Genomic DNA, 22,732 nt, shown 5'->3' on the forward strand with positions numbered 1-22,732 from the left:
TACCCACAACAGGAGGCGACATGAAGCGCTCACGTATCACGAGCCTCACCGCGAGCGCTCTGTGTGCCGCATTCGTCGCCTGCACCGCGGTCGCGAACGCCGGAGTGGCCGCCGCACTGCCGATCTATCCCGCCTCCGACCCCGATCCCTTCTATGGGCAGCCGCAGGGTCTGGCGGAGGCCGCGGTCGGTGAGCCGCTCGCGGTTCGTCCGATGCCGCCGCTGCTGGCCTTCCCCGACACCGACGTGTGGCAGGTGAAGTACCGCACCACCAACTCGGAGGACCACCCGATCTCGTCGGTGACCACCGTGCTGGTACCCCGCAACCGGCCGGTGAACGGGCCGTTGCTGTCGTACCAGCACATCATCAACGCACTCGGGCCGCGGTGCGCGCCGTCGCGGACGCTGTACTCGAACGACCCCGACCTCCAGATCAAGGAGGCACCGGCACTGAACCTGGCACTGCAGCGCGGCTGGACCGTCGCGCTGCCCGACCACCTCGGCCCGAACAGTGCCTACGGCGCCGCCCGGCTCGGCGGAACCATCACGCTCGACGGCATCCGCGCGGTACAGCGGGTACCGGAACTGGCGGTGGCGGAGAGCCCGGTCGCGCTGGCCGGGTACTCCGGCGGCGGCATGGCCTCGGCGTGGGCCGCGGCACTCGCACCGACGTACGCCCCGGAACTGAACATCGTCGGCGTCGCCGAGGGCGGTGTGCCCATGAACATCGGCAAGATGGCCAACGGTCTCGGCATGCAACCGCATCCGGCGTTCGGCCTCGCGATGGCGGCGGCGCTCGGACTCGAGCGGGAATATCCGGACAAGCTTCCGATCAGCGAACAACTGAACGACCGCGGACTGGCGATGCGCGACGAGATGGTCAACGCGTGCACCAACGGTATTCTCGCGGCCGGTGCAGGCCGCAGCGCCACGGAGGTCGCCAAGACCACGGACCTGATGAGCAGTCCGCAGGCCTGGGAGGTGCTGAACGAGAACAGCGTCGAGTTGTACCCGGGCGTTCCGACCGCACCGATCTTCGAATGGCACAGCCCGACCGATGTGCTCATCCCGGTCGATTCGATCGAGGCGACCATCGCCCGGTACTGCGCCGCGGGCGCCAAGGTGCAGTCCGACCTGTTCCCGAGTCCCGATCACCTGACCACGGCAGTTCTGGGTCTGCCGACCGCCCTCGACTACCTCGACGCCCGCTTCCGCGGCGATCCGGCGCCGTCCAACTGCTGACCCGGCAGGTGCCGATCGGCGGCGGGCCCCCTGTGGCTCGTCGCCGGATTGTGTTCTGCCCGTGCGCAGTCCGAAATGTTGAGAGTTTGAGCAGATCTACCAGGGGGTATTCCGAAGCCATGCACCCCAGTACACGCACCGCAGTCGTGACGGGATCTGATTCGCCGACGGGCCGAGCCGTCGCATTGGCGCTCGCGGACGACGGTTTCGACGTCGGCCTCGCTTATGCTTCGGACCGGGACAGCGCCGAAGCCACGGCCGCCGACGTCGAATCCAGATCGGTGCGCGCGGCAGTGCAGCGCATGGATCTGGCCGACCTGCCCGGCTCCGCCGCCGCCGTCGACGAGTTCGCCCGGGACCTGGGTGGAATCGGCGTCCTCGTCAGCTGCCCGGGCAGCACCGCCGTCGAGTGCATCCAGCGCGCCGTGCGGTACATGATCGCCGGCGGCGGGGGCGGACGGATCGTCAACGTCACCACCTCCTCGTCCGGTCTCGGCGGGCTGACCGGTCTGCTCGCCGCCGAGTTGGCGCGGTACTCGATCACCGTCAATTCGGTGGTGGTACCCGCGGTCGAACCGGACTTCGCGGCGCCCGGCCCCGACGACGGGGAAGTCGCCGCGGTGGCGTCGTATCTGTGTGCGCCGGCAGGAATGTTCGTCACTGGCGCCGCATACGTGGTCGACGGCACGCGCATCGCGATGGTCCCGCACAGCCTGACCGAGGCCGGCTCGCTGCGTCAGCCACGGCGCGCCGGCCGCATCCGGTCCTACACCGGCCGCTGGGCGCCCACCCGCTGGACGCGGTGATCCGGTTCGCGGGTCCGTCGAGACTCGCGGACGCGCAGCCGAAAGCGGCGTTGCCCCCGCGCACCGGGAGTACCGTGTGCGCAGGGGGCTGCGAGTCGAGAGTGACGGTGTGATGCCGGCGGCAGTGAAGGGCACAGTGGGAAATCTGCCCCACGAACTGACGAGTTTCGTCGGCCGTCGCCGTGAGGTGACCGAGGCGCGACGCCTGCTGTCCGTGTCCCGTCTGGTGACGCTCGCCGGGATCGGGGGGGTCGGGAAGACCCGGCTCGCGTTACGGGTGGCCGCCGATGCGAGCCGCGCCTTCGAAGACGGTGTGTGGCTGGTCGAGTTGGGGGAACTGGACGACGACACCACCCTCGTCGACGCGGTGTCGTCCGCGCTGCGACTGCGGGAGCAGCGCACCGGGAACCCGGAACTGCTGCTGACCGAGTACCTCGCCGACCGGCAACTGCTGCTGGTACTCGACAACTGCGAGCACGTGGTCGCCGCGGCCGCCGCGCTGTCGGAGACGTTGCTGCGGAGCTGCCCGGAACTGCGGATCCTCGCGACGACCCGCGAACCGCTGGCGATCGGCGGGGAGGCGGTGCTCCGGGTGCCGCCGCTGACGGTGCCGGAACCCGAACGCACCTCCCTGCAGGCCCTGCCGCAGTACGAGGCGGTGACGCTGTTCGTCGAGCGGGCGGCCACCGCGGTGCCGGAGTTCGAACTCACCGAGGAGAACCATGTGGCGGTGGCCCGGATCTGCCGCCAGCTGGACGGGTTGCCGCTCGCGATCGAGCTGGCGGCGGTGCGGCTTCGGGTGATGTCGGCGGAACAGATCCTGCAGCGCCTGACCGACCGCTACCGGTTGCTGACGGTCGGGTCGCGGGGCGCGCCGAGCCGCCAGCAGACTCTGCGGCTGTGCGTCGACTGGAGTCACGAATTGTGCACCGAGGAGGAACGCGAGCTGTGGGCGCGGCTGTCGGTGTTCGCGGGCGGCTTCGAACTGGACGCGGTGGAGGGAATCTGCGCCGGCGACCTGCCCGTCGAGAACGTCCTCGACGTGGTGGCGTCGTTGATCGACAAGTCGATCCTGATCCGCGAAGAGGTCGGGCAGGCGGTGCGGTATCACCTGCTCGAGACCGTGCGCGACTACGGCAGGGAGAAACTGCAGGAGACCGGCGAGCTCGTATCGCTGCGGCGGCGGCACCGCGACTGGTACGAGCAGTTGGTGGTGCGGTGCGAGGCCGAGTGGATCGGACCCCGGCAGGTCATGTGGATCGGCCGGCTCGACGCGGAGAAGCTGAACGTGCGGGCAGCGCTGCATTTCTGCCTCACCGAGCCGGGGGAGTCCGAACCGGGACTGCGGACCGCCGCCGCACTGTATCCGTACTGGCGCGCCCGGGGACAGCTCCGCGAGGGGCGCCGCTGGCTCGGGCAACTGCTGGGACGGCACCCGGGCGGCGCGAGCCGGGAACGGATCGAGGCGCTGTACGTCGACAGCGTGCTCGCGGGCATGCACGGCGATCGGGAGGCCGCGAAGGCACTGATCGACGAGGGGGCCGTCCTCGCCGAGCGGAACGGCGACACGCTGCTCGGCGCCCTCGTGATGCATGCCGCCGGGTGCTGCGCCATGTTCGCCGGCGACCTGCCGCGGGCGCGGGCATGCTTCGAGGAGGCGCTGCCCGTGTTCCGCGACCGGGGCAGCCTGCTCCAACTGACGTGGGGACTCCTCGGGGTGGCTCTGGTCAGCGGCATGCAGGGCGACGGAGCGGTGGCGAAGATGTGCGGGTCCGAGATCTTCGCGCTCACCGAGGCCCACGGCGAATCCGTGTACCGCGGCTGGTCGCTGTGGGCGGCGGGCATGGCGGCATGGCAGCGCGGGCACCTCGCCCTCGCCGACGACTACGTCAAGCAGGGACTGCGGCTGTCGCATCTGGTGGACGACCGGATCAGTGCGTGCGGGGCGCTCGAGGTGCTCGCGTGGGTGGCCGTCGGCTCCGGCCGGGCCCGGAACGCCGCCGAACTGATGGGTGCCGCGGAGGCCGTCGCACGGGCCGTCGGCAACCCGAGCACCGTCTACCCGAACCTGCTCGTTCACCACGCGGAATGTGAGCAGCAGGCACGCGCGCTGATCGGGGACCGCGTGTTCGACGCGGCGTTCGACCACGGCATGCACACGTCTTTCGACGACGCGGTCGCGCTCGCGCTGGACGAGCGGCGACCCGACGCCGCGGCGTCGTCGAACGCGACGACGCACCTGACCCGACGCGAATCGCAGGTGGCCGAACTGGTCGCCGACGGGCTGACCAACAAGGCGATCGCGGCTCGGCTGGTGATCTCCCAGCGCACGGCGCAGGGGCACGTCGAGCACATTCTCGCGAAACTGGGTTTCACCTCACGCACCCAGATCGCGGCGTGGATCGTCGAAAACGCGCAGGACCCGCACCCCTGACCAGGCACCCGCGCGGGGCGAAATAGGTATGTCTCCGGGTCGTTCAGCCGCTGTACTTCCGCGCTGCGGACGGGATGCTCATACACGTCCCCCACTCCGGCTCCAGACCGAGGCCCCCGATGTCCACTGATCCCCGAATGCACCGAAAGCCCGACCCCCAACTTCCACTGCCCCCGACGCTCCGTCGGGTGCACACCGTCGACCGGTGTCTCGAGTGGGCCGGGGGAAAACATGTGGCATACGACGCGGTGGGGCAGGATCTCGTGGGGGTGACGGCGTGACCACCGAAAATATGACCCGCTGGCAGGGAATCGCTCAGAAGTGCGAACTGATGATCCAGCGGTGTCTCAACTGCACGACCCTGCTCGCACCGTTGATGGCCACGTGCTCCGCCTGCCAGGGTTCGAACCTCGAGCGGGTCCCGTCCTGCGGAGTCGGGTCGATCGTGTCCTCGAAGGTGGTCGACCGCGGGCACAGCGGCGTCGACCGTGGCCGCGCCCCCTGCACGATCGCGATCGTCGAACTCGACGAGGGTCCGTGGGTGTACACCTGGATCGACGGCGACGTCCCGGCACCGTCCGACTGCCCGGTCCGGGTCGAGTTCCGTCCGGCGTCGACGGCGGAACAACTACCGGTGTTCGCCGTCCGCTCCGGTGATCCGCGATGACCGCCGTGGCGACCGAGACCTTCGGCGAACCGGAAGAAGCGTTCGGCACCGAATGGCTGCGCCTGGCGCTGCGCCGGTGCGAATTGCTCGCACAGATGCATTCGGTGAGCTCGGATGCGCGCTGGATGATCAGCTTCGCGATCCAGTGGGCGCCGTTCGGCGGTGCGAGCGCGGCGGAACTGCTGGAACGATTCGGCGTCAACCGCCGCCGTTTCATGGAACTGGTGCTCGACGGACTCGCGCCGAAGGCCACCGACATCCAGAAGATCCGCGCGATGAAAGGTCAGCTACGCACCTCCCTCGCGCAGGCGTGGGGCGTGCAGTAGCCCGGCCGATCACCCCGGCAGCAGATCGTCCAGGTGGATCGGCACCTTCCGCACCCGGAGCCCGGTGGCGTGATGCACCGCGTTCGCCACCGCGGCCGCGGCCCCGACGATGCCGATCTCCCCGGCGCCCTTCGACCCCATCGGGCCGGCGTGCTCGTCGACGTCGTCGAGGCACACCGCGTCCAGATACCTGATGTCGGCGTGTGTGCTGACGTGATAGGAGGCCAGGTCCTGGGTCACGACGTGGCCGAACCGGGGGTCGTTCACACTGCTCTCGTGCAGCGCCATCGACACCCCCATCGTCATGCCGCCGATGAGTTGCGACCGTACCGTCCGGGCGTTGACGACCCGGCCGATCGCGAACACGCCCAGCATGCGTTCGACGCGGATCTCGCAGGAGTCGCGGCGGACGTGCGCCTCCACGAAATGGGCGCCGAACGAATGGAGCGCGAACCTCTCGGCGTCGGGGTTGTCGAGGGTTCCCGCACTCGCCTCCGCACCCGGGACCGGGGTGGTGCCGTACTGATCCCGGAACGCGCGGGCCGCCGCGACGATCGCACTGCCCCAGGACGTGGTTCCCGTGGAGCCCCCGGCGACCGTCGCCGGCGGAAGGTTCGTGTCACCGATCTGCAGGACGATCGAGTCCAGCGGGCACCCCAGCGCATCGGCGGCGATCTGGGTGAGCGCCGTCCACGCCCCGGTGCCGATGTCGACCGAACCGATCTGCACGGTGTAAGTGCCGTCGGATTCGTACACGATCCGGGCCACCGATCCCGGCATGGTGTTCGCGGGGTACGTCGCGGAGGCCACGCCCAACCCCACCCGCCACTCCGAGTCCGACCGTGACCGCGCCGTCGCGTCACGGTCCGCCCACCCGAAACGCCGGGCGCCCTCCCGCAGACAGTCGGTGAGGCGCCGCCCCGACCACGGGCGGCCCGAACTCGGGTCGACGTCCGGTTCGTTGCGGATCCGCAGTTCGACCGGATCGAGTTCACAGGCCACGGCCAGTTCGTCCATCGCCACCTCGGCCGCGAACATCCCCGGCGTCTCGCCGGGCGCACGCATCCACGAGGGGGCAGGAACGTCGAGGGCCGCGAGACGGTGAGTGGTGTGCCGGTTCGGCGTGGAATACATCATCCGCGACGGGACCGCCGACTGTTCGGCGAACTCCTTGATCTTCGCGGACTGCTCGACCGCCTCGTGGGAGAGCGCGGTCAGCCGTCCGTCGGCGTCCGCGCCGAGCCGGATGTGCTGCACCGTCGCGGTGCGATACGCGGACAGGGCGAACATCTGCTGCCGGGTCAGCGCGAACTTCACCGGCCGTCCGGCCGTCCGCTGGGCCGCCAGCACCGCCAGCACGTTGTGCGCATGCGGCAGTCCCTTGGACCCGAACCCGCCGCCGACGTACGGGGCGATCACCCGCACCTGCTCGACTTCGAGCCCGAACAGCGGTGCCAGGGTCTGCCGCACGGAATGAACGCCCTGCGTCGAATCGTGCAGCGTCAGAACCGGTCCGCTGCCGCCCGGGGTCCACCGGGCGATGGTGGCGTGCGGTTCCATCGGATTGTTGTGTTCCATCGCGGTCGAGTACACCTGATCGACCGTGACCGCGGCGGCGGCGAGCGCAGCGGTCACGTCGCCGTCGTCGGTGTCGGTCGGGAACCCGGCGTTGACGTCGCCGGGGGCGTACAGGTCGTCCCGGCCGGAACGGAAGTCGGTGTCGTGGGGTGCCTCGTCGTAGTCGACGCGGACGAGGCCCGCACCGTGGCGGGCGACTTCCGGCGATTCGGCGACCACCGCGCCCACGAACTGACCGCGGAAGTGGACCTCGGGGTCCTGCAGGATTGAGAGTTCCCCGTCCGAGGTGTCCGCAAGACGGGGCGCATCGAACACCGTCAGGACCGCGAGCACCCCGTCCAGGGCCTCCGCGTCCGCCGTGTGCATCGCGGTGACCCGGCCGCGGCCGATCGTCGACAGGATCGGGTACAGATATGCCGGGTCGTCCACCGGGTGCTCGAACGCATACGCCGCCGTCCCGGTCACCTTGTCGTGGGCGTCGAGGCGCTCGGCGGGGGTTCCGATCACCTTCGGCTCGACGAGTGTCATCGGCGCGCCTCCTCGGCGAGTGACCGGAGTACCGACACGAGTACCCGGCGGGTCAGGTAGACCTTGAACTCGTTCCCCGGAAGCGGCTGTGCGGCGGCGAGTTCCGACTCGGCCGCCGCGGTGAACGCGTCCTCCGTGGGCGGCGACCCGAGCAGGACCTCCTCGGCGCGTGTGGCGCGCCACGGCCGGTGCGCGACCCCACCGAGCGCGACCCGCGCCGACGTGATCGACGCGTCCTCGATCGTCAGTTCGGCAGCCACCGACACCACGGCGAACGCGAACGACGCCCGGTCCCGCACCTTCCGGTACGCCGAGCGGTTCCCGGCGGGCGGCGGGGGCAACTCCACGGCGGTCACGAGGTCGCCGTGCCGGAGGACGGTGTCGCGGTCGGGCCGGTCGCCGGGCAGCCGGAAGAACTCGCGGAGCGGGATCCGCCGCTCCCCGCCGGTATCGCGCACCAGCACGACCGCGTCGAGAGCCGTCATCGCGACGGCCATGTCGGACGGATGCACGGCGACGCAGTGCTCCGATGCGCCGAGAATGGCGTGGTAGCGGACGTAACCACCGAGCGCGGAACACCCGGTGCCGGGTTCGCGTTTGTTGCACGGCGTCGTGACGTCCTGGAAATACACGCAGCGGGTCCGCTGAAGCAGGTTCCCCGCGGTCGTCGCGAGGTTGCGCAGCTGTCCCGACGCGCCGGAGAGGAGCGCGCGCGACAACATTGGGTACCGGGCCCGCACCACGTCGTGCGCGGCGAGGTCGCTGTTGCGGACGGCGGCCCCGATCCGGAGCCCACCGCCGGGAAGCGTCTCGACGTCGTCGAGGGGGAGGCGGCTCACATCGACGAGGAGATGCGGCCCCGCCACCCCGAGTTTCATGTGGTCGACGAGGTTGGTGCCACCGGCGAGGAACGCCGCCCGCGGATCGGCCGTGACGGTGGCGACGGCGCTGTCGACGTCGGTGGCCCGCTCGTACTCGAAGGGAATCACGCCTCCGCCGCCTGCCGGATCGCCGCGAGGATGTTCGGGTAGGCGCCGCACCGGCAGAGGTTTCCGCTCATCCGTTCCCGGATCTCGTCGTCGGTGAGTTCGGGCGGAGCGGTCAGGTTCTCGGTGACGGCACTCGGCTGCAGGGCCAGGAACTCGTCGAACATCCCGATCGCCGAACAGATCTGACCGGGCGTGCAGTAGCCGCACTGCAGTCCGTCCTGTTCGACGAACGCCTGCTGAACGGAATGCAGCACGTCGCCGTCCGCCAGTCCGTGCGCGGTGACGACGCGGGCACCGTCGTGGGCGACGGCGAACGTCAGGCAGGACGTGGCGCGCCTGCCGTCGAGGAGGACGGTGCACGAACCGCACTGGCCGTGGTCGCAGCCCTTCTTCGGCGCGGTCACCCCCAGGTGGTCGCGGAGTGCGTCGAGCAGGGTGGTGCGGGTGTCCACGTCGAGGGTCCGCTCCTCGCCGTCGACGGTGAGCACGATCTTCCGGTAGCGGGGGCTGTCCGCGGCATTCATGGCGGGAGGTTACCCGCGGCGACCGCTCCCGAATCGGCGTCCGCGGTGGTTCCGCCGACGACGGACTGGGTACTTGCTGAACCCGGAAACAGTGGATGATCGGGAAGGGACGTCATGCGCGTCGAACACATCACGGTAGTCGTGCCCGCCCACGACGAGGAGGCGCTGCTGCCGCGCTGCCTCGACGGGGTGCGGACCGCCGCGCAGGCTGTGCCGGTGCCGGTCACGATCGTCGCGGTGCTCGACGGGTGCACCGACGGCAGCGAGGCCGTCGCCCGCGCGGCGGACGTCGACGTCGTCGTGCTGGGTGCACGGAACGTCGGCGCCGCCCGGCGTGCGGGTTTCGACTCGGTCGCCCCGCGCCCGCACGAGTGGTTCGCCACGACGGACGCGGATTCGCTCGTCCCCGCGCACTGGCTGTCGTCCCACCTGCAGCACGCCAGTCGCGGCGCGCAGTTGGTGGCGGGCACGGTGACGGTCACCGACTGGTCGGGGTGGCCCGACCACGTCCGGTCGCGGTACGGCAGCGCATACCGCTCCGGCGCCGCCCACGGGCACGTGCACGGCGCGTCCCTCGGATTCTCCGCGGATCTGTATCGGGCGGTGGGCGGGTTCGCCGCCCTGCCCGCGCACGAGGACGCGGACCTCGTGCAGCGGATGGTCGACCACGGAGCGCACGTGGTGTGGAGCATCGACGCGCCGGTGGAGACGTCGGCGCGGTCCGACGCCCGCGCGCCGCAGGGCTTCGCCACCTACCTGGAGGGACTGCAGGACCGATGAGCACCGACGTCAGCCACGACAGCAGCCCCACCCACGCCGCCGTGCGGGCGATCATCCGCTCGGGCGACGCGGAACTGCCGCTGCCCGGCGGCGGGTCCACCGCGGCCCGGTGGGCGCAACTCACGGAATGGTGCCGCCGCGACCTCTCGGTCGGCCGGCTGCTCGAGGCACACGCCGACGCGGACGCGATCCTCGCCGAGATCGACGGCACCCGCGCAGGCCGGGACGAGTGGTGGGGAGTCTGGGCCAGCGAGCCACCGCACCCGATCCTGGACGCTGCCCACGACGCGAGTGGATGGCGTCTTCGGGGAACGAAGGCGTGGTGCTCCGGGGCGTCGATGTGCACGCACGCCCTGGTCACGGCGCGCGTCGACGGGCAACCCCGGCTGTTTGCCGTCGATCTGCGGGAACCCGGGGTCACGCCGGGACGCGGGGGCTGGCGCAACCCGGGGATGGCGGCGACCGACACCGAGGCGGTGACGTTCGACGGCGTTCCCGCGCGAGTTGTCGGCGCCGCGGACCGGTACCTCGACCGAGCGGGGTTCTGGCACGGCGGCATCGGGGTGGCGGCGTGCTGGTTCGGCGGCGCGCTCGCCGCCGCGGAACCGCTGCGGGCACGCGCACGCGGCGGCCGGGCGGACAGTCACCAACTCGCGCACCTCGGTGCGATCGACGTCGCCGTCAGCGCGACTCGATGGGCACTCGCCTCCGCGGCCACGGAGGTGGACTCGGGTCCGCTCGATCGAAGGTCCGCCCAGGTGCGGGCGTTCCGGGTGAGGGGCCTCGTCGAGCGCACCGCGAGCGAGGTGATCGACCGCGTCGGCCGCGCACTGGGCGCCGCGCCGCTCGCGAGCGACGCGGACCACGCCCGCAACGTCGCGGACCTGCTCGTCTACATCCGGCAGTCCCACGCCGAGCGCGATCTCGCGACACTCGGCGACCTCGTCGCAGGGGAGGACTGACCGTGGACACCGCCACCAGATTCCGGGAGACACCCGTGGCCGGCCGGGGCACCCCGGAGGACGTGTGGCAGCCGTGGCTGGCCTCCGTCCGGTGTCCGCCCATACCGCTCGCGGAATGCGACCACATGGTCGTCGTCGCGCCGCACCCCGACGACGAGGTACTCGGGGTGGGCGCGCTGATGGCCACCGCAGTGACCGCCGGCGTTCCCGTCCAGGTCGTCGCGGTCACCGACGGCGCGGCGTCGCATCCGCAGTCGCCGACCCTGTCGCCCGCTACGCTGGCGGCCGCGCGGATCGCCGAATCAAAACGCGCGACAGCACTGTTGGGCGTCGGCGAGCCACTCCGACTCGGATTGCCGGACGGCGGTGTGAGCGCGCACGAACGGGAACTCACCACCCGCCTCGTCGACGTTCTCACCGCGACCTCCCGGGCCGGGGAGCCGGTGTGGGTCCTCGCCACTTGGCGGGGCGACGGTCATCCTGATCACGAAGCCACCGGAAGGGCTGCGGCGCAGGCATGTTCGATCACCGGCCACCGTCTGGTGGAGTACCCCGTCTGGATGTGGCACTGGGCCCGGCCGGCCGATGCATCGGTGCCGTGGAAGCGGATGCGTGCACTGGCACCGACGCCCGACATATTGGCGCGCAAACGCCGGGCCGTCGACGAATTCCGCACCCAGATCTGCCCACTGTCCGAGGACCCGCGGGACGCCGCGATCCTCCCGCCATGGGTGCTGGCGCGACTGATGCGGACTACGGAACGGGTGCTGTGGTGAGCGCGATGGATCCCGGCTACTTCGAGTCGATGTACGCGGAATCGGTGGACCCGTGGGGATTCGACGAACGGTGGTACGAGCGCCGCAAGTACGCGCTCACGCTCGCCGCGCTGCCCCGTCCGCACTATCGGCGGGCGTTCGAACCGGGATGCTCGATCGGGGTATTGACGGCGCAGTTGGCGCGACGGTGCGACAGGCTCGTCGCAACGGACGTGGTGCCGCGTGCCCTGGCGAGCGCACGGGACCGCATGCAGCGTGAGGGACTGGCCGACCGCGTAGACCTGGGACAGGCATCGCTACTCGCCCCGTGGCCCGCAGGCACCTTCGACCTCGTCGTGCTCAGCGAGGTGCTGTACTACCTGACGCCCGCAGACCTGGGCACCGTACTGACGCGGGCCGTCGACTCGCTGGAGGAGGGCGGCACCCTTGTGGCCGTCCACTGGCAGCATCCCGTGCCCGAATATCCGCAGACCGGCCGGGCGGTGCATGATTCGGTCGCGGCGCTCGATGGTCTCCAGCGCGTCGGGTCGTACCGCGATGCGGACTTCCATCTCGACGTCTACACCCGGGGTGCGACGCCGTCGGTCGCGGCGGCGGAAGGGCTGAGCTGACCGGTCAGCGCTTTCACTGTTCGGGCAGACTGCCGGTCTCCAGGAAGATGACACGCCTGCCGATCTCCACCGTGTGGTCGCAGAACCGCTCGTAGAAGCGACCGAGCAGGGTGATGTCGACGGCCGACTGGACACCGTGCGGCCAGTCCTCCGCCTGGGTGATCGTGAACAGGCTGCGGTGCAGGTCGTCCATTGCCTCGTCCGCCGTCAGCAATCCGCGAGCGCGCTCGGGGTCGCGGTGCTGCAGCACCTGCTCGGTCTCCCTCGCCTGCGCGACGGCGACGGTGCCCATCTCGGTGAACACGTTCCGGACCTCGTCGGGGACGACGTGGTCGGGGTGCCGCCGGCGGGCGATCTTCGCGATGTGGACCGCGAGGCCGCCCATCCTGTGCAGATCCGCGGAGATGTGGAGACCGCCGACCATGAATCGGAGATCGTGGGCTACCGGCGCCTGCAGCGCCAGGAGCGCGAACGCGCGTTTCTCCCAGTGCGCCGCGGCATCGTCGAGCTCGCCGCTCACGTCGATGACGTGCTCGGCGAGCTCGAGGTCTGCCTGCAGCAGTGCGTCGCTCGCCTCCGACATCGCGGTGACGGACAGCCGGCACATCGCGGCGAGATCGCCGGACAGACTGTCGAGATTCTCCGCGAATCGAGTACGCATCGGCTCAGCCTAGGGGTGTTCTGGGACAAGTGCCTCGCTCTACCTGGGGTCGGCGTGGGCCAGCTTCCGGTACCCCTGGGCACCCGCCCGGTCGACCGCCGCCTTGACCAGGCCGAAGACGATGCCCTGCACGGCGGCCGCGATCAGCACCTCGCGGGTGCTGCGGGACAGATCCTTGGGGTCGGGAGCCTCGGATTCGCCTGCGACACGCTTCCACACCTGACCGAACACGGCACTCGCCGCCAGCCCACCGGCGACACTCGCAGCAAGCGCCAACGGTTTGTACATCGCCTTCGATGCGGCGCTCATGTTCCCGCCCTTCGCATTCGATCCCGTCGATCGTCCTCCGCTGGTCGAGTACCCGGATTCGCGCGTCCTCACACCGCCGCGGTCGTGACCGGGGGATTGTTTCGTTCGACGCGTAGCTGGGGAAAGCGTTCCGTATGACCCACGAATCAGCTGGAGAGCCGACTCGCATCGTCGTCGTGGGCAGCGGCTTCGCCGGATTCGAATGCGCCCGCGCTCTGGCGCGGCGCCTCCGGGGGACCGATGCCCGCGTCATCATGATCTCGCCCCACGACTACATGCTCTACACACCGCTCCTGCCGGAGGTGGCGGGCGGAATCCTGGACGCCCGGTTCGTCACCGTGCCACTGTCCGACGCGCTCCCGGGCGTCGAACTGGTGACGGGCAGGGTCGACGCCGTCGACTTCGAGGCCCGCACCGTGCACGTCACCGACTGCGAGCAGGGTGTCGAGCAGGTGGCCTGGGACCGGGTGGTGCTCACCCCCGGATCGGTGACCCGGCTCTTCGACATTCCCGGACTCGCCGAGCATGCCAGGGGACTGAAGACGCCTGCCGAGGCGCTGTACTTCCGCGACCAGTTGCTTACCCAGATCGAACTCGCCGAGCGGGACACCGACCCCCGGGTCGCCGACGCCCGCCGGACGGTCGTCGTGGTCGGTGCGTCCTACGCGGGCACGGAACTCACGGCCCAACTCCGCGCCCTGGCCGATGAAGCAGCCTCCCGCCGCAACCTCGATCCCGCGAAGATCCGGTTCCTGCTGCTCGATGCCGCCGACAAGGTGATGCCCGAGGTGGGGGAGAAACTGGGTGACAAGGTGCTCGAGGTGCTGCGCTCCCGCGGCATCGACGTGCGACTTGAGACCACCCTGACGGAACTCGGACCCGAACACGTCACCCTCGACGACGGAACCGTGATTCCCACCCGCACGGTCGCCTGGGTGACGGGGGTGACCGCAAGCCCCCTCGTCGACACCCTCGGATTACCCACCGAGAAGGGCAGATTGACGGTGCGCCCCGACCTCTCGGTCGACGGGCATCCCGACGTGTTCGCGGGTGGCGACGCCGCGGCCGTTCCCGATCCGAAGAACAGCGGATCGATCACCCCGCCCACCGCACAGCACGCCGTCCGGCAGGGGCAGGCCCTCGCCCGCAACGTGGCGGCGAGCCTCGGCGTCGGAGACGCGAAACCGTACACCCATCGCGACATGGGTCTCGTCGTAGATCTGGGCCCGGGCTTCGCGGTTGCGAACCCCTTCGGCATCCGGCTGTCGGGGTTCCTCGCGAAGGTGGTCACCCGGGCATATCACCTCTATGCCATGCCGAACGCCGCCAATCGCTGGGCGGTCGCGCTCGCCTACCTCACCGACCTGATCTTCCCGCGCCCACTCGTGTCGATCGGGCTGGTCACCGATTCGGAATCACGATTCGAAGTTGGTGCGGAAATCGGAGCGCAGACCTGAATTGTCGGAAAGGAACAGATGATGAGTGACACCAAGAAGGAGTTCGTGGCCCTCCGCCTCGACGAGGTGATCCACGAATGGGAGGCAAACGCGCCGGCCGGCGGTTCGGGTTCGGAGGGGCCGCTGGTGACAGCGCAGCGCCATCGGGCCGAGATCGACAACGCGAGCGACGACCGTGTCGACGAGATCGCCGAGGCGTATCCCGACATCGCGCAGGCGTGGTCCGCGCGCGGCGCCTAGTTCCCCACGAGCTCCGACAACGGACTGGACTCGAGGTGGTCCAGTAGATCCTGTGCGTCCTCGAACACGGCCACCGCGCCGGCTGCCGTCAATTCGGCGCGGGAGATGCCGCCACTGAGGACACCGACGAATGTGACACCGGCCCGGGACGCAGCCTCCGCGTCCCATACCGCGTCACCTACCCGGGGTCGGTGGCCACCGCGATGCGGATCGCGGTTTCGATGCGGTCGGGGAGGGTAAGCGCGGAGAGTCGTCAGGTACCGATTCGAGGGAGTGGTCGTCATCGAGGCACATCGCGACACGTCGGCTTCGGCTTCGGATGTGTGGTCCGTTCTCGCCAACGGGTGGCTGTACCCGTCGTGGGTGGTCGGGGCGTCACGGATGCGTGCCGTGTCCGCCGACTGGCCGGCGGTGGGAAGCCGTCTGCACCATTCCGTCGGCGCCTGGCCCGCACTCATCGACGATTCCACCGAGGTGCTTTTCTCCGAGGAGAACCGTGAACTCCGGCTGCTGGCTCAGGTGACCCCCACCAAAGCGATTGTGCGTCTTCGGCTGGAGCCGCGTGGATCCGGTTGCCACCTCCAGATGTCGGAGGTGGCGGCCTCCGCTCCGTTGACCTGGGTTCCGCGGATGGCACAGGACCTCGCGGTGCTCCCGCGCAATCTCGAATGCCTGCGCCGGCTTTCGTTCCTCGCCGAGCGAAACACGAAACCCTGACATCGTGACCGTGCAGACAGTCGACGCCGTCGTCATCGGGGCCGGGCCCAACGGGCTGGCCGCGACGGCCACCCTCGCCGCGGCCGGCTGGGACGTCGTGCTCCTCGAACAGCAACCCGAGCCGGGTGGCGCGGTGCGGTCGGCGGAACTCTTCCCGGGTTTCCGCACCGACCTGTTCAGCGCGTTCTATCCACTCGCGGCGGTGTCTCCCGCGATCCGGCACCTCGACCTCGGGGGAGTGGGACTGCGATGGAGTCAGGCCCCCGCCTCAGTCGGGCACCCCCGGCACCCGGACGACGACGACGCCCCGATGATCCGCCGGGATCCGGCCGACACCGCGGCCGACCTCGAGCGCAGGCAACCGGGGGACGGGCAGGCGTGGCTCCGGCTCTTCGAGCAGTGGAAGGACGTCAAGGAACCGTTCCTCGACACGCTGTTCCGTCCGTTCCCGCCCATTCGGGGACCCCGACGCCTGCTGTCCCAGCTCGGCACCGCGGAGGCCCTGCGGTTCGTGCGCTTCCTCATGCTGCCGGCGCGCCGGATGACGCACGAATTGTTCGACGGCGACGCTGCGCGAGTGTTGTTGCTGGGTAACGCAATGCACGCCGACACTCCCGTCGACGCGCCGGGAAGCGGCGTCATGGGATATCTCCTGACCATGCTCGCGCAGGACGACGGATACGTCGTCCCGGTCGGTGGCGCCGGCGCACTCTCGGCCGCGATGGCGGAGCGGGCGAGACGAGACGGCGCACAGGTCCGCTGCGGCGAGGAGGTGACCTCGATCGAGGTCGGTGGGGGAGCGGCCACCCACGTTCGGACGGCGGGCGGTGACCGCTACCTGGCCCGACGCGCCGTGCTCGCCGACGTGTCGGCGCCGGCACTGTACGGACGGCTGCTGGATTCCTCGGTGGTGCCCGCAGGTGTGCGCGCCGACCTCGAGAAGTTCGAATGGGACACCCCCGTCGTGAAGGTGAACTACGCACTCGACCGCAAGATTCCGTGGAGGTCCCGGAACCTCGAATCCGCCGGAACGGTGCATCTGGGCGCCGACGACGACGGGCTGGTCCGCTGGATGGCAGATCTGACGACGGGGGTCGTCCCGGAACGCCCGTTCCTGCTGTTCGGCCAGATGACGACGTCGGATCGCAGTCGCTCCCCGGAAGGAACCGAAAGCGCCTGGGCCTATACACATCTGCCGCGGGGGATCACCGACGACGAATCTGCGGAGTTGCTGGCGCACCGAGTGGATGCGGTGCTCGAATCGCACGCGCCCGGCTTCGCGGAGCGCGTGGTCGGCCGCAACGTGCAGCGCCCCGGCGACCTCGAGGCGAGCAACGCGAACCTGCACGGCGGTGCCGTCAACGGCGGCACCGCCCAGTTGTATCAGCAACTCGTCTTCCGTCCGACCCCTGGTTCGTCCGGGCCCTACACCTCGATCGACCGGCTGTACCTGGCCAGTTCCGCAACCCATCCGGGCGGCGGTGTCCACGGGATGTGCGGGTACAACGCAGCCCACGCGGCCCTGGCCGACCAGGGACGGTGGGGATGGGCGCGGAAGAAGGTCCGTGGTCGCATCCTCGACCTCGTGGCCACCCCCGACGCACAGCGATCGCCGCGACACCGCTGACGGTCAGGAATGCTCGGCGTCGATGCGCGCAAAGAGCCACCGCGGACCGACCGTCCGAGCCCCCAGCGCCTCGACTCGGGCCCGGAGCCCACGGTCCGCGGTGACGACGGTGATCGGCCGGTCGCTGTCTTCGGCCGCCGCGGCAACCACGTCGACGATCGCGTCGTCGCCCGAACCGTGTGCCGCCACCACCCGCAGACCGTCGAATTCCGGATCCGGCTCCCCGGCGACCGCGGCCTTCGCCGCACCCTCGATCACGACCACCACCTCGGCCGGCCGGTCCAGATGCTGTTCCAGGGCGCCCAGTTGAACGAGCAATCGGCGCGCCGCACCGGCCCGATCACGCCACCAGCCGTCGGGCCGCGAACCGACGACGTTCGCCGCATCCACCACGATCAGCGCAGTCCCGTCGTCGGTCACCTCCACAGTTTGCCTTTTCCGGGCAGCTGTGGGTGCTATGACAGTGGTGACGGTGCGTCATGGCGAGGAGGCCGAAATGGACGTCCGCTTCATCTCCGACGACGGTGTGCGTTCGTGTGCGGCGACCGAATTGACAGAGTTGCTCGACCGGCCCGACGGACTGGTCTGGGTGGACATCCCGACCTGGGACGATCAGGCGCACGAGACGTTGACGACCGTTTTCGGTTTTCATCCCCTCGCCGTCGGGGATTCGATGAACCGCAATCAGGTGCCGAAGGTGCACCGGTATGTGGACCACTTCTTCGTGGTTCTGCACGCGCCGCAGTCGGGAGCCCACGGGCATGTGCACTACGTCGAACTGGACCAGTTCATCGGTGCCCGCTACCTGGTGACAGTGCATGGCCCCGTGAATCCGGCGATCGATCCCTCGACGGCGATGGTCGAGGTGAAGGTGGTGCTCGGCAGGCTGGAGTCGGGCAAGTTGCGGCCCGGCACGGCATACGAGTTGTCGTTCGCGCTTCTCGCCGCGTTGACGGCACGGATGCGGGCCTACACCGCCGAACTGACCAAGGATGTGTGGAAGCTCGAGCAGCAGGTCACCGGCGGGCACCTCGGTGATCCGGAGACCTTTCTCGACGAGATGTTCCGGGTCCGGCACGGTCTGCTCACGGTCGGCACCATGGCCGCGTTGAGCGGGGAGGTGTACGGCAGGATGGTCACCATCGAGGCATTCGGTACCGGTAAGGGCCGGGACCTCCTGCTCGATGCGGTCGATCAGTTCCAGCATCTGACCGTGATGGCCAGGGGGCAGAAGGATTACCTGCAGGGCACGATCGAGTTCTATCAGGCGCGCACCAACACCAAGATGACCGTCGCCGCCGAGCGACTCGCCGTCATCGCGGCCGTCACGCTGCCGATCACCGCCCTGTCGTCGATCATCGGGATGAACGTGATCGTGAACGAACGGACGCAGTGGCTCTCCGTCGCCGTGATCGTGCTCGTCATGCTCGCAATGTCCGGGGCTCTCCTCGTCTGGGCGAAGCGCAAAGGCTGGTTCTGACGCGAAGTGTGATCCGCTTTCCTCGCTCGTGTGGACCGCAATCCTGTCGTCACCGAAGCGCCGTGGCAGGCTTGGGCTGGGGGAGTACCGATTCGCTCGACCACCCTCGGCCCGGCCATCGGCGTGACGCGCACATACGAAAGGGGACGCCGCTGATGACCGTCCGAACCGTGAACACCGAGGCAGGACGACTCTCCGGTGACCACACCGACGGGGTCGCTCGCTTCCTGGGAATCCCGTACGCGGCAGCGCCGGCGGGCGAACGCCGATTCGCACCCCCGGGCCCTCCCGAACGATGGGCAGGAACCAGGGACGCCACCGGTTACGGCGCGACCGCACCCCAGCCGCCATTGCACCCCACTCAGGCGTCTCTGGCGCCGCTGGTTGGGCCCGGATGGGTAACCGGCGACGGCAATTACCTCAATCTCAACGTCTGGACACCCGACCACGGCACGAGTGGGCTTCCAGTGATGGTCTACCTCCATGGCGGCGGGTTCATGATCGGCTCGGGTGCGGCCCCGGCTTTCGACGGCACGTCGTTCGCGCGCGACGGCGTCGTCCTGGTCACCGTCAACTACCGACTCGGGGCGGAGGGCTTCCTCGCGCTGCCCGGGGAGGCCACGAACATCGGATTGCGCGACCAGATCGCAGCACTGCACTGGGTTCGTGACAACATCGGAGGATTCGGTGGGAACCCGGACAACGTCACCGTCTTCGGCGAATCGGCCGGCGGCACCTCGGTCGCGTTCCTGCTGCATTCTCCGCCGGCCGCCGGACTGTTCCGGCGAGCGATCGTCCAGAGCGGCCACGACGAGATGGCCCGCCCGCTCGAGCTCACCGAAGGACTCACGAAAGCACTCGCCGCCCGGCTCGGAACCTCCCCGGTAATCGGAGCGTTCCGAGCATGCTCCGCCGTCGATCTGCTGCGCGCGCAGGGTGCCCTGCTCAGAAACGCACCCCGGCCAGATTTGCGCAACGACAACGGTTTCGACCCGGGCCACGGTCGTGCACTGTTCCTCCCTGCCACGGGTGACGACGTCCTCCCCAACCCGGTCGGAGTTTCGAGCACCCACTCGCGCGGCGTCGACCTGTTGATCGGCACGACGCTGGAGGAAGCCAACCTCGGTTTCGGTGCCGACGAGTTCGCCGCCTTCGACGCGCACGACGCCGTAGCCGAGCTGGCCGCCACCTACCCCGGTGCCGAAGCGCTCCTCGAACGACACCGTCTCCACGACCCGGCCGTCACCCCCGCGCAAGCACTCACAGCCGCGTACACGGACCTGATGTTCCGATCACCGAGCCGCCGCACCGCGCGCCGTCACCCAGGCCCTGCCTACGTCTACGAATTCGCATGGCGATCACCACTGCACGGTGCCGCACACGGCCTCGACGTCCCCTTCGTCTTCGACACCACAGATGCATGCCGCGGCTTCATCGGCGCCGACGCACCCGACGCCCTCACCCACGCGATGCATCGAACCTGGCTCGACTTCGCGACCCATGGAGATCCCGGCTGGCCCACCTACGGCGACGCCGGAAAAGCGATGAGATTCGATGCCGACCCCCACCTCTGCGAGGACACCGCTCCCGACGACATCGGCGCTTGACGGGGTAGGACCGTTGCTCGAGGTCCACATCACCTCCACATCCGGCCACCAGCCACGGGCGGGAGCGCACATCTCAGGTGGCTGGCCGTTTCAATCGCGCCTGAATCGACGTCCCGTCGCGCGGATCGGTTGCGTGGCCGGAAGGGGGGCGCCGGCGACCGGGAAGGTGTCCTCGAGGCGATTGGGGACGGCAGCCACTGGCGCGAGGGGCATGTTGTGATGTACAACGTACTCGTAAGTTTGTGACTCAGGTCACTCAATCGCTACTGCGGGGTACGCCAGCACATGACCCACACCACGGTGGAACAGCACGATCAGCGCACGACGTCGCCGTCCTGCACCGAGGAGCCGGCACCCCGGCATACGCTGCGTCCGACCGTGTACATCGCTTCCGTCTCGGCCGCGACCGCGACCGCGCCCGCCATCGTCGTCACGGGGTCCGTTCTCGTCGCGGTGGCCACTTCCCTGTCAGTGCTCGCTGCCGTTGCACTCGCCGCGCTCTTGATCTGACCGTCGTCCGTATTGCGGACACACCCCTCGACCACCCCGCGGCTCTCGCCGACGCGGAAGACAGAAAGCACTGGCAATGAACACCTTCACTCCCGTCTCCGCTCGCAATCGTGGTTTCGCCCCTTCCCGTGGCTCGATGAGCACGGTGGAGATCAAGAACCGCATCGAAGCGATGTTCCGCGAGGACGACGAGCGCGAATCGATTGCAGTTCGGCCAGAGTAGGGCCGACGTCGGTTCTTACGAACTTTCGCCAGGCACACGCGAGCCAACGGCAGGAAGGTCGCCGCCGCACTCTTCGCCGACTCCGATCAGCTGTGCGCGATCTTCTCCACCCTGTCGAATGCGTCGTGAACCGTGCTGCAGGTCGGAATCGTCGCGCTCAGTCCGATGGCCTCGATGGGGCGCAATACCGCACGATTACCCGCGAGAGCCCACGTAATATGTTGCCGCCTAGCCGATTCCGCGAACTCGGAAAGAATCGACAATCCCGACGTTCCGACGAAGTCGACTGCCGTCATGTCGACGATGATGCGTGAGAAGGAGCCCCCGTCGGTCAGATGTGCAAGCGCAAGCGCGAAGGACGGTGCAGCGAGTACATCGATGTCGCCCGAGATCCGCCCGACGGTGGCGTCGGCGAACGGTGCGAATTCGACGGTCATGCGCAGACCGCGGTCGTGGAGCGTATCCCGTGTGCAGTGGGCGGCAGGTGACACGGTTGGGGGAGCACGGTGGAACGACCTGCGTAATAATTTCATGACCCCTCCGATCGCGTGCAACCTGTCGGTCTCGGTGCACTATCGGCGGAAAGAGCGCACCGGCAGGAGGGTCACAGCGGCATGGAAGTGCGCGCAAATCCGTCCACCGCGCACTGCTGCGGCCTCCAAACAAACTGCGGCTGTGTTCTCAACCACGCGCGATCAACACTACGTCGCCACCAGGTGCGCATCAACCGATTGTCCAGACCGCCCGACGTCAGTCGAACTTCGAGTTGTGATGCGCGATGACTTCCCGTGCGACGCCGGTGAGCTTGATGTTCATGTCCTGCGACGTCTTGCGCAACAGGTCGAAAGCCCTGTCCTCGGAGATGTCGTGGAAGGCCATCATCAGTCCGATGGCTTTCCCGATCTCGCGGTTGCTCGCCAGGCCCTCACGTAGCGTCTGTGCTTCCTCGTGTTCGTGGAGCGCTGTCAGCGTCACCGCCGCGAACGCCGTGATCAGAATCGCCTGATCGATCGACTCGTCGGTGAACTCTCCGGGGTTGTCCGCGAACAAATTGAGTGCGCCGACCTTGCGTCCGCGGATCACGAGCCGGAACCCGGCGGCGCCTCGGACGGGCGTCTCGGCAACTGTGCGCCGAGCGAGCCGAGGCCACTGCGTCGAACGAGCGAGTTCGGTCTCGACCTGCGGTGCGTCGTTCTCGATCGCGTCGAGGCAGGGGCCTTCCTGCTCTGCTCGCTCGAGTGCATCGACGTGCGCTGCGACCTCGTCGCTCGCCGCCACGGTGATATGGCGATCATTCTGCTTCAGCATGAGGCTGGCATGCGCACACCCAGGAACCAGGGCCGCCGCGGCATCGCAGATGGCCTGGTAGACGTGGTCGAAGTCGTCGCCGTTGTACACCATCTCGGCCAGCTTCGCGAAGACGGCACTGGGACTGTCGCCTCCCATTCGTCCCGACTCCGAAGGTCCATTCGGCATGACTCGCCTCCCGAGGTGCGACAACGCGGCGTAAACCGGGCGCCGCAGTTCGAGCGACGTCCGCCCAATTCTGCCAGAACGGCGACAACCACCGGTGGATCGCGTCGACGGTGACCGACCGGAGGCCGACCGTCACCGTGCATTTCCGAGCATCCTGACGCGACGTCTGCCGGGCACCGTGTAACACCGCTGCGGCGTTGCGC

General features: G+C 69.1%; 25 protein-coding genes and 1 pseudogene. 17 read left to right on the forward strand and 9 right to left on the reverse strand.

Annotated elements, in window-relative coordinates; genetic code table 11:
- Positions 1-20: 20 nt before the first annotated feature.
- The 5 genes from JWS13_RS44725 to JWS13_RS44745 all read left to right on the forward strand — a co-directional run bounded on the left by JWS13_RS44725 (position 21) and on the right by JWS13_RS44745 (position 5,474).
- Positions 21-1,241 carry a lipase family protein gene (locus JWS13_RS44725; RefSeq protein ID WP_072946212.1) on the forward strand — a complete coding sequence of 407 codons (1,221 nt, stop codon included), beginning with the start codon at positions 21-23 and terminating at the stop codon, positions 1,239-1,241.
- A 119-nt stretch (positions 1,242-1,360) separates the two neighbouring features.
- The gene (locus JWS13_RS44730; protein WP_206011443.1) at positions 1,361-2,047 is read left to right on the forward strand and encodes an SDR family NAD(P)-dependent oxidoreductase; all 687 of its coding nucleotides are present in this window, start codon (positions 1,361-1,363) and stop codon (positions 2,045-2,047) included.
- 76 nt (positions 2,048-2,123) lie between these two features.
- On the forward strand, positions 2,124-4,481 hold the full coding sequence (locus tag JWS13_RS44735) for an ATP-binding protein (RefSeq protein ID WP_206011444.1): 2,358 nt from the start codon (positions 2,124-2,126) through the stop codon (positions 4,479-4,481).
- Positions 4,482-4,758: 277 nt separating this feature from the next.
- Entirely contained in the window at positions 4,759-5,148 is a 390-nt protein-coding gene (locus tag JWS13_RS44740; RefSeq protein ID WP_206011445.1) for a Zn-ribbon domain-containing OB-fold protein, read from the forward strand.
- Positions 5,145-5,474 (forward strand): hypothetical protein, encoded by a 330-nt coding sequence (locus JWS13_RS44745; protein WP_206011446.1) that lies wholly within the window; start codon positions 5,145-5,147, stop codon positions 5,472-5,474. The genes JWS13_RS44740 and JWS13_RS44745 overlap by 4 nt, the downstream gene beginning before the upstream one ends.
- Before the next feature lie 9 nt (positions 5,475-5,483).
- On the opposite strand, the gene JWS13_RS44750 is transcribed toward JWS13_RS44745, so the two are convergent.
- From JWS13_RS44750 to JWS13_RS44760, 3 genes are read right to left on the reverse strand one after another with little or no spacing between them, the layout of a single operon-like run.
- Positions 5,484-7,580 (reverse strand): xanthine dehydrogenase family protein molybdopterin-binding subunit, encoded by a 2,097-nt coding sequence (locus JWS13_RS44750; protein ID WP_206011447.1) that lies wholly within the window; start codon positions 7,578-7,580, stop codon positions 5,484-5,486.
- Positions 7,577-8,569 (reverse strand): FAD binding domain-containing protein, encoded by a 993-nt coding sequence (locus JWS13_RS44755; RefSeq protein WP_206011448.1) that lies wholly within the window; start codon positions 8,567-8,569, stop codon positions 7,577-7,579. Before JWS13_RS44755 ends, JWS13_RS44750 begins: the two co-directional genes overlap by 4 nt.
- The gene (locus JWS13_RS44760; protein ID WP_012687505.1) at positions 8,566-9,093 is read right to left on the reverse strand and encodes a 2Fe-2S iron-sulfur cluster-binding protein; all 528 of its coding nucleotides are present in this window, start codon (positions 9,091-9,093) and stop codon (positions 8,566-8,568) included. The genes JWS13_RS44755 and JWS13_RS44760 overlap by 4 nt, the downstream gene beginning before the upstream one ends.
- Positions 9,094-9,207: 114 nt before the next feature.
- Between JWS13_RS44760 and JWS13_RS44765 the strand changes: the two genes are divergently transcribed.
- From JWS13_RS44765 to JWS13_RS44780, 4 genes are read left to right on the forward strand one after another with little or no spacing between them, the layout of a single operon-like run.
- The gene (locus JWS13_RS44765; RefSeq protein ID WP_206011449.1) at positions 9,208-9,873 is read left to right on the forward strand and encodes a glycosyltransferase family 2 protein; all 666 of its coding nucleotides are present in this window, start codon (positions 9,208-9,210) and stop codon (positions 9,871-9,873) included.
- Positions 9,870-10,835, forward strand: coding sequence for an acyl-CoA dehydrogenase family protein (locus tag JWS13_RS44770; RefSeq protein WP_206011450.1), 966 nt, complete (start codon positions 9,870-9,872; stop codon positions 10,833-10,835). The genes JWS13_RS44765 and JWS13_RS44770 overlap by 4 nt, the downstream gene beginning before the upstream one ends.
- A gap of 2 nt (positions 10,836-10,837) precedes the next feature.
- Complete coding sequence (locus JWS13_RS44775; protein ID WP_206011451.1) at positions 10,838-11,611, forward strand: PIG-L deacetylase family protein; 774 nt, start codon at positions 10,838-10,840, stop codon at positions 11,609-11,611.
- Positions 11,605-12,222: a class I SAM-dependent DNA methyltransferase gene (locus tag JWS13_RS44780; protein WP_206011452.1), complete on the forward strand. Its 618-nt coding sequence runs from the start codon at positions 11,605-11,607 to the stop codon at positions 12,220-12,222. The genes JWS13_RS44775 and JWS13_RS44780 overlap by 7 nt, the downstream gene beginning before the upstream one ends.
- A gap of 13 nt (positions 12,223-12,235) precedes the next feature.
- Here JWS13_RS44780 and phoU read toward each other — a convergent pair whose 3' ends face one another.
- Both phoU and JWS13_RS44790 read right to left on the reverse strand, forming a co-directional pair.
- Positions 12,236-12,883 (reverse strand): phosphate signaling complex protein PhoU, encoded by a 648-nt coding sequence (phoU, locus tag JWS13_RS44785; protein WP_206011453.1) that lies wholly within the window; start codon positions 12,881-12,883, stop codon positions 12,236-12,238.
- A 39-nt stretch (positions 12,884-12,922) separates the two neighbouring features.
- A complete protein-coding gene (locus tag JWS13_RS44790) occupies positions 12,923-13,192 on the reverse strand; it encodes a DUF4235 domain-containing protein (protein WP_206011454.1) in 270 nt (89 codons plus the stop codon).
- Positions 13,193-13,326: 134 nt separating this feature from the next.
- Between JWS13_RS44790 and JWS13_RS44795 the strand changes: the two genes are divergently transcribed.
- Positions 13,327-14,649 (forward strand): NAD(P)/FAD-dependent oxidoreductase, encoded by a 1,323-nt coding sequence (locus JWS13_RS44795; protein ID WP_206011455.1) that lies wholly within the window; start codon positions 13,327-13,329, stop codon positions 14,647-14,649.
- A gap of 21 nt (positions 14,650-14,670) precedes the next feature.
- Positions 14,671-14,889: a hypothetical protein gene (locus JWS13_RS44800; RefSeq protein ID WP_206011456.1), complete on the forward strand. Its 219-nt coding sequence runs from the start codon at positions 14,671-14,673 to the stop codon at positions 14,887-14,889.
- Here JWS13_RS44800 and JWS13_RS45840 read toward each other — a convergent pair.
- Positions 14,886-15,071, reverse strand: a pseudogene (locus JWS13_RS45840) (HAD family hydrolase); the annotation flags it as partial. The gene JWS13_RS44800 and the pseudogene JWS13_RS45840 overlap by 4 nt on opposite strands.
- Before the next feature lie 91 nt (positions 15,072-15,162).
- Between JWS13_RS45840 and JWS13_RS44805 the strand changes: the two are divergent.
- Both JWS13_RS44805 and JWS13_RS44810 read left to right on the forward strand, forming a co-directional pair.
- Entirely contained in the window at positions 15,163-15,606 is a 444-nt protein-coding gene (locus JWS13_RS44805; RefSeq protein ID WP_206011457.1) for an SRPBCC family protein, read from the forward strand.
- 4 nt (positions 15,607-15,610) lie between these two features.
- Positions 15,611-17,233, forward strand: a complete 1,623-nt coding sequence (locus JWS13_RS44810) for a phytoene desaturase family protein (RefSeq protein ID WP_206011458.1) — start codon at positions 15,611-15,613, stop codon at positions 17,231-17,233.
- Between the two features lie 3 nt (positions 17,234-17,236).
- Here the strand turns inward: JWS13_RS44810 and JWS13_RS44815 are convergent, their stop codons facing one another.
- Positions 17,237-17,653: an NYN domain-containing protein gene (locus tag JWS13_RS44815; protein ID WP_206011459.1), complete on the reverse strand. Its 417-nt coding sequence runs from the start codon at positions 17,651-17,653 to the stop codon at positions 17,237-17,239.
- A 76-nt stretch (positions 17,654-17,729) separates the two neighbouring features.
- Here JWS13_RS44815 and JWS13_RS44820 point away from each other — a divergent pair, with 76 nt between their 5' ends.
- The 4 genes from JWS13_RS44820 (at position 17,730) to JWS13_RS44835 (ending at position 21,053) form a co-directional block, all read left to right on the forward strand.
- On the forward strand, positions 17,730-18,713 hold the full coding sequence (locus JWS13_RS44820) for a magnesium transporter CorA family protein (RefSeq protein WP_206011460.1): 984 nt from the start codon (positions 17,730-17,732) through the stop codon (positions 18,711-18,713).
- A 155-nt stretch (positions 18,714-18,868) separates the two neighbouring features.
- Positions 18,869-20,320: a carboxylesterase/lipase family protein gene (locus tag JWS13_RS44825; RefSeq protein WP_206011461.1), complete on the forward strand. Its 1,452-nt coding sequence runs from the start codon at positions 18,869-18,871 to the stop codon at positions 20,318-20,320.
- 285 nt (positions 20,321-20,605) lie between these two features.
- Positions 20,606-20,830, forward strand: coding sequence for a hypothetical protein (locus tag JWS13_RS44830; RefSeq protein ID WP_206011462.1), 225 nt, complete (start codon positions 20,606-20,608; stop codon positions 20,828-20,830).
- 76 nt (positions 20,831-20,906) lie between these two features.
- Positions 20,907-21,053 (forward strand): hypothetical protein, encoded by a 147-nt coding sequence (locus tag JWS13_RS44835; RefSeq protein ID WP_192581940.1) that lies wholly within the window; start codon positions 20,907-20,909, stop codon positions 21,051-21,053.
- 86 nt (positions 21,054-21,139) lie between these two features.
- Here the strand turns inward: JWS13_RS44835 and JWS13_RS44840 are convergent, their stop codons facing one another.
- Both JWS13_RS44840 and JWS13_RS44845 read right to left on the reverse strand, forming a co-directional pair.
- Positions 21,140-21,490, reverse strand: coding sequence for an STAS domain-containing protein (locus JWS13_RS44840; RefSeq protein WP_206011463.1), 351 nt, complete (start codon positions 21,488-21,490; stop codon positions 21,140-21,142).
- Positions 21,491-21,803: 313 nt separating this feature from the next.
- On the reverse strand, positions 21,804-22,529 hold the full coding sequence (locus JWS13_RS44845; protein WP_206011464.1) for a GAF and ANTAR domain-containing protein: 726 nt from the start codon (positions 22,527-22,529) through the stop codon (positions 21,804-21,806).
- Positions 22,530-22,732: the final 203 nt, after the last annotated feature.

The organism is Rhodococcus pseudokoreensis (assembly GCF_017068395.1).
GTDB lineage: Bacteria > Actinomycetota > Actinomycetes > Mycobacteriales > Mycobacteriaceae > Rhodococcus_F > Rhodococcus_F pseudokoreensis.